The following is a 4229-nucleotide window of genomic DNA, read 5'->3' as shown; positions in this document are numbered from 1 at the left end:
AGGGGCCTGCGCCTGGGCGCGAACGCGCTCGGCGTCCTCTCCTTCAGATGCGCGCAGGATGCGGCGCAACCGCTCCTCCGGTGTCTCTTCGGCTTCGCTGACGTCGCGTTGCGTGACGAAGGGATTGGTCGCAGCCGGACCGAGTCTGGCTTCGGCGCGGCTCTCTCCCGAGCTCGAGACGCTTCGCTCCAGCTCGCGGAAGAGTGCGTCTTCTGCGAACACGGGGACCTGATAGGCGGGAGGAGGGGGAGGCGTCGGTTCGGGCTCCGGCTCCGGTTCGCGCTCGGGCTCGGGCTCGGGCTCCGGCTCCGGCTCCGCGGAATCTTCAGGCACTTCCTCGTCTTCGTCTTCGAGCTCATCCCACAGGAGTGGCCCATCAAGCGACTCAAACGCGTCATATGCGGTCGGTCGCGCGACCGTGTAGCGGCTCTGGGCCGATTCGGCCACGTCTGCCTCTGGAACCGCGGCCACGCTCTCGGCTGCCGCCACCATGGCGTCAACGGTCTTGCCGTCCGGAAGAGGTGGCGTGGCAAGCAGCGGGGCACGTCCCTCTGCTCGGTCGCGCACTTCGGTGGCCACGCGCTTCAGGTTGGCGTCGTTGGGGTTGAGCCGCGTGGCTCGCTCCATGTGCACCAGGGCTTCCGAGGAGCGGCCGAGCTTGTCGAGGAGACGGCCCAGGTTGAACTGGGCATAGCTGTCTAGCGGATTGAGACTCACTGCCTGCGCGAAGCTCTTCAGGGCGTCCTCGATCTGTCCGAGGCGCTCGCGGGCTTCCGCGAGGTGGTAGTGGGCGTAGGCGTCCTTCGGGTTGATCTCGAGGGTGTCGTTGAAGCTCTCCACGGCTTCGTCGGCTTGCCCGAGCTGGAAGTAGGTCAGGCCCAGCTTGAAGTGCGCCTCAGAGAAGTAGGGGTTCAGGTTGACGGCTTCTCTGAGCATCTGGATGGCGAGGTCAGGGCGATAGACGGCCTGACAGGCCTCTGCCAGGGCGAAGTGCACGTCAGGGTCGGTTCGGTCGAGGTCGAGAGACCGCTGATACTTTCCGATGGCTTGCTTGTGCTTGTCCTGACGGGCAAGGATGCGTCCGAGCCAGAGATGGTACTGCGGCGTCGTCTCCTCGAGGCTGATGGCCTTCTCCATCGATTGCACGGCGAGGGCACCCATGTTCTGGCGGTCGTAGGCGATTGCGAGATGCGCGTGCAGGCTCGCGTGCTGGGGGTTGACGTCGATGCCTTGCTTGAGGATGAGTGCGGCCTGCTGGAACTGCTCGAGCTCTGTCAGGATCTGGCCGCACATGGCGTAGGCGTCACTGAGGTTCGGGTTGGCCTTGATCGCGTCGCGAAGGGCGTCAAGGGCCTGCTCGAGACGGCCCAGGTAGCGGCAGGCCAGCCCCACTCGATAGTTGGCGTAGGCATTGTCGCCGCTGGTCGAGGCGGGACGGCGCAGGGCCTCGAGTGTGGCGGTCACCTTCTTCTGGTAGAATGCGCGATGCTCGCCTTCTCGGTTCAGCAGCGATGCGATGTCGTGCTGCAGATCCCACGCGGTTCGAAGCTCGCCGACGCAGAGGTCGAGCTCTCCGACGAAGGCATACAGAAAGCCCAGGTGAAGGCAGGCTCGGATGTGTCGCGGCTCGGCCTTGAGCGTGGCCTGGTAGGCCCGAACGGCTTCGGCGAAGTTGTCTTTCGCCTCCCAGGCCATGGCTTGCGCGAAGTGCTGGTCAGCGTCTCGTTTCAGGGCGCGCGACATATCCCTTCGTTTCTCTGTGGGTTGCCTCGTACCTTTCCGGCTGACGCACTCGGCAGGACAGGTGGCGCGCTCAGGGGAAGCAGACGCCCACTGGGAGGTCGCATGTTCAACCGCCACTTCTTCGAGCGTGATTTCAGTCGACTCATCGGCGAGTACTCTGCCGACAAGGGGTCAGAGACGCCCGTCGTCGAGTTCCACCTTCGTGACGGCAGCCGCCACCACGTGGAGACCATCCAGCTGGTGGCCGACACCTGCCTCTCGTTTCGCGTGGCGCCCGACCCCGGACGCAGCAGCGATGGTAAGCAGCCGGACCAGATCACCTGCCCCTACGCGAGCATCGTGCGGGTCGACTTCCATCCGCGACTGACCGAGAACAAGGTGGGCTTCCGCATCTCCCGCGGCTAGTGCCATGGCGTTGACGCGAACGTAGGAAAGGCGAGACCCCCCCGCGCCCGTTCATCCGGCGGGCAGAGCGACTACTTCCTGACGAGCGAGTTGAGGAAGAACATCAGGTTCGCCGGCCGCTCCGCCAGACGGCGCATGAAATAGGGGTACCACTGCCTGCCGAAAGGCACGTACACCCGCAGGTTGTAGCCCTCGCTGATGAGCTGCTCCTGCTTCTGCCGTCGGATGCCGTAGAGCATCTGGAACTCGAAGCGGTCGCTGCCGATGCCGTTCTCTCTGGCATAGCGCTTGACGTGCTCGATCATGTTCTCGTCGTGTGTCGCGATGCCCGGATAGCTCCCCTGGCTGAGAAGTCGCTCGGCCAGCTTTCGGTAGTTCGCGTCGGTGTCGGCTTTCAGGGGGAAGGCCACTTCTGGCGGTTCCGCGTAAGCGCCCTTGCAGAGACGAACCCGGGCCTGCATCTGGTTGAGCATCTGGATGTCCGGCTCGCTGCGATACAGGTACGATTGAATCACCACCCCCACGTTCTTGTGGGTCTGCCACAGCTGGCTGAACATATCGAGGGTCGTCTGCGTGTAGGCCGAGCCCTCCATGTCGATGCGCACGAAGTTGTTGAACGACTGCGCCTTGTCGAGCACCTTGCGCATGTTCGAAAGGCAGAGGTCGGGGTCGATGTCGAGCCCCATCTGCGTGAGCTTGATCGAGGCGTTGCTGTCGACGCCAGCCCGTGAGATCGCGTCGAGGATGTCGAGGTACATGCGGCAGGCATCGTCGGCCTCTGCCGCCGTGTGCACGTTCTCCCCGAGATTGTCGAGGGTGGCGCGCGCCCCCTTGGGGAGGTTCTTCACGGCTTCGATGGCCTCATCGAGGGTTTCCCCTGCAACGAATCGCAGGGCCATGCGCCGGAAGACCCCGTTCGACACGACCATGTTGTGGATTGTCTTGTTGTCGGCGAGCGTGAGCAGCATTCGTCTCAAGGGCGCAACCTCGGCATCTGGAGTGTGGGCGAGAGGCAGGCATTCTCGCGAAGGCGAGCGCCCCCCTCTTTCCAGCTCCCTTGGGCGCACGCAGACGAGGGGGGAAGGCTGTTCCCCGCGCTCTGGCGAAGTCGCCCTCTGCGAGCGCTCGTCCCAAGAGGCGGGGCGTGGGCCCGAATCCGGACGAAATGACGCGAGGGTCGATGAAGACGCTGAAGGGCATGGTGTTTTTCAACCCGCTCGAGGGAGGCATCTGGGCCTTCGAGGACGAGACGGGAGACCGCTACCAGCTCGACGGCATCGGTCCGGACGGGCGGGGTGATGGCCGCAGGCTCACGGTGGTGGGCGAGGTTGCCGACGACATGATGGGCATCGGCATGGTGTACCCCATCTTCAAGGTCCACAGCTACACCGTCGAGACGCACACGCAGCGCGGCAAGAAACCCGAGAGCTGACGCAAGATCGGTTCAGGGTGGGGTCGTGCGTGGAGAAGCGTCGCAGCGGGCCGGTGCGCAGGGCAGGCCGATGATCTGTGTGAGCGTGCGCATGATCTCCTCTGGAGATCGCCATGCGTCGGGGCGTGTGGAACGCATCTCGGGGTAGTACGAGTAGATCACCGCGTTCAGGTCGGTGATGGTCGGCGCCGGGCGGGTCTTCGACAGCGCCTGCCCACGACACGCACCCACCAGCACCTCGGGTTTTCCGCCCCAGGTTCGAAGCGTCGTGTAGTCGACCTCGCCCGGGCGTCCCGGATTGCTGCAGTACTGATCGAGCTCGTGACCATCGTTCCAGTAGAAGTACCAGGCGCGTCCGTCGGCGGTCACCTGCAGGAACAGAACCCCCGTGTGCAGGGCGCGAGAGAGGTTCATGCACGCCAGATCGACGGTCTGGGGGGACGCGGTGTCGAAGGCACGCGCTTGAACGGCGATCCAGTGACGGGTTGGGCCGATGAGCCGATGTGCGCCGGCCAGTGTCTTGTCTGTGCGTGTCAGTGCGCTCCAGGCTGCGCTCACGGCGGCGCGGCTGTCGCTCGTCACGTACAGCGCTGCCACGGGCTGGGAAACGGCTCGCGCGGGCGCGGGCGCGCTCAGCGCGACGGGCGGG

The 4229-nt window shown here is 65.0% G+C and carries 5 protein-coding genes; 2 read left to right on the top strand and 3 right to left on the bottom strand.

The annotated features are described in order from the left end of the window. Window positions 1-1743: tetratricopeptide repeat protein (locus EB084_20805; GenBank protein ID NDD30707.1), on the bottom strand; the 1743-nt coding region annotated here is incomplete at its 3' end. 102 nt (window positions 1744-1845) lie between these two features. Between EB084_20805 and EB084_20800 the strand changes: the two genes are divergently transcribed. Further along, a complete protein-coding gene (locus tag EB084_20800; GenBank protein NDD30706.1) occupies window positions 1846-2148 on the top strand; it encodes a hypothetical protein in 303 nt (100 codons plus the stop codon). A 71-nt stretch (window positions 2149-2219) separates the two neighbouring features. Here EB084_20800 and EB084_20795 read toward each other — a convergent pair whose 3' ends face one another. Continuing rightward, window positions 2220-3116, bottom strand: a complete 897-nt coding sequence (locus tag EB084_20795; GenBank protein NDD30705.1) for a proline dehydrogenase — start codon at window positions 3114-3116, stop codon at window positions 2220-2222. 212 nt (window positions 3117-3328) lie between these two features. On the opposite strand from EB084_20795, the gene EB084_20790 reads away from it, so the two are divergent. Continuing rightward, on the top strand, window positions 3329-3580 hold the full coding sequence (locus EB084_20790; GenBank protein NDD30704.1) for a hypothetical protein: 252 nt from the start codon (window positions 3329-3331) through the stop codon (window positions 3578-3580). A gap of 12 nt (window positions 3581-3592) precedes the next feature. On the opposite strand, the gene EB084_20785 is transcribed toward EB084_20790, so the two are convergent. Continuing rightward, window positions 3593-4229: hypothetical protein (locus EB084_20785; GenBank protein NDD30703.1), on the bottom strand; the 637-nt coding region annotated here is incomplete at its 5' end.

The organism is Pseudomonadota bacterium (assembly GCA_010028905.1).
In the GTDB taxonomy this organism is placed as follows: Bacteria; Vulcanimicrobiota; Xenobia; order RGZZ01; family RGZZ01; genus RGZZ01.
The sequence above is the reverse complement of the archived record's forward strand: the minus strand, read 5'-3'. Positions and strand labels throughout refer to the sequence as shown.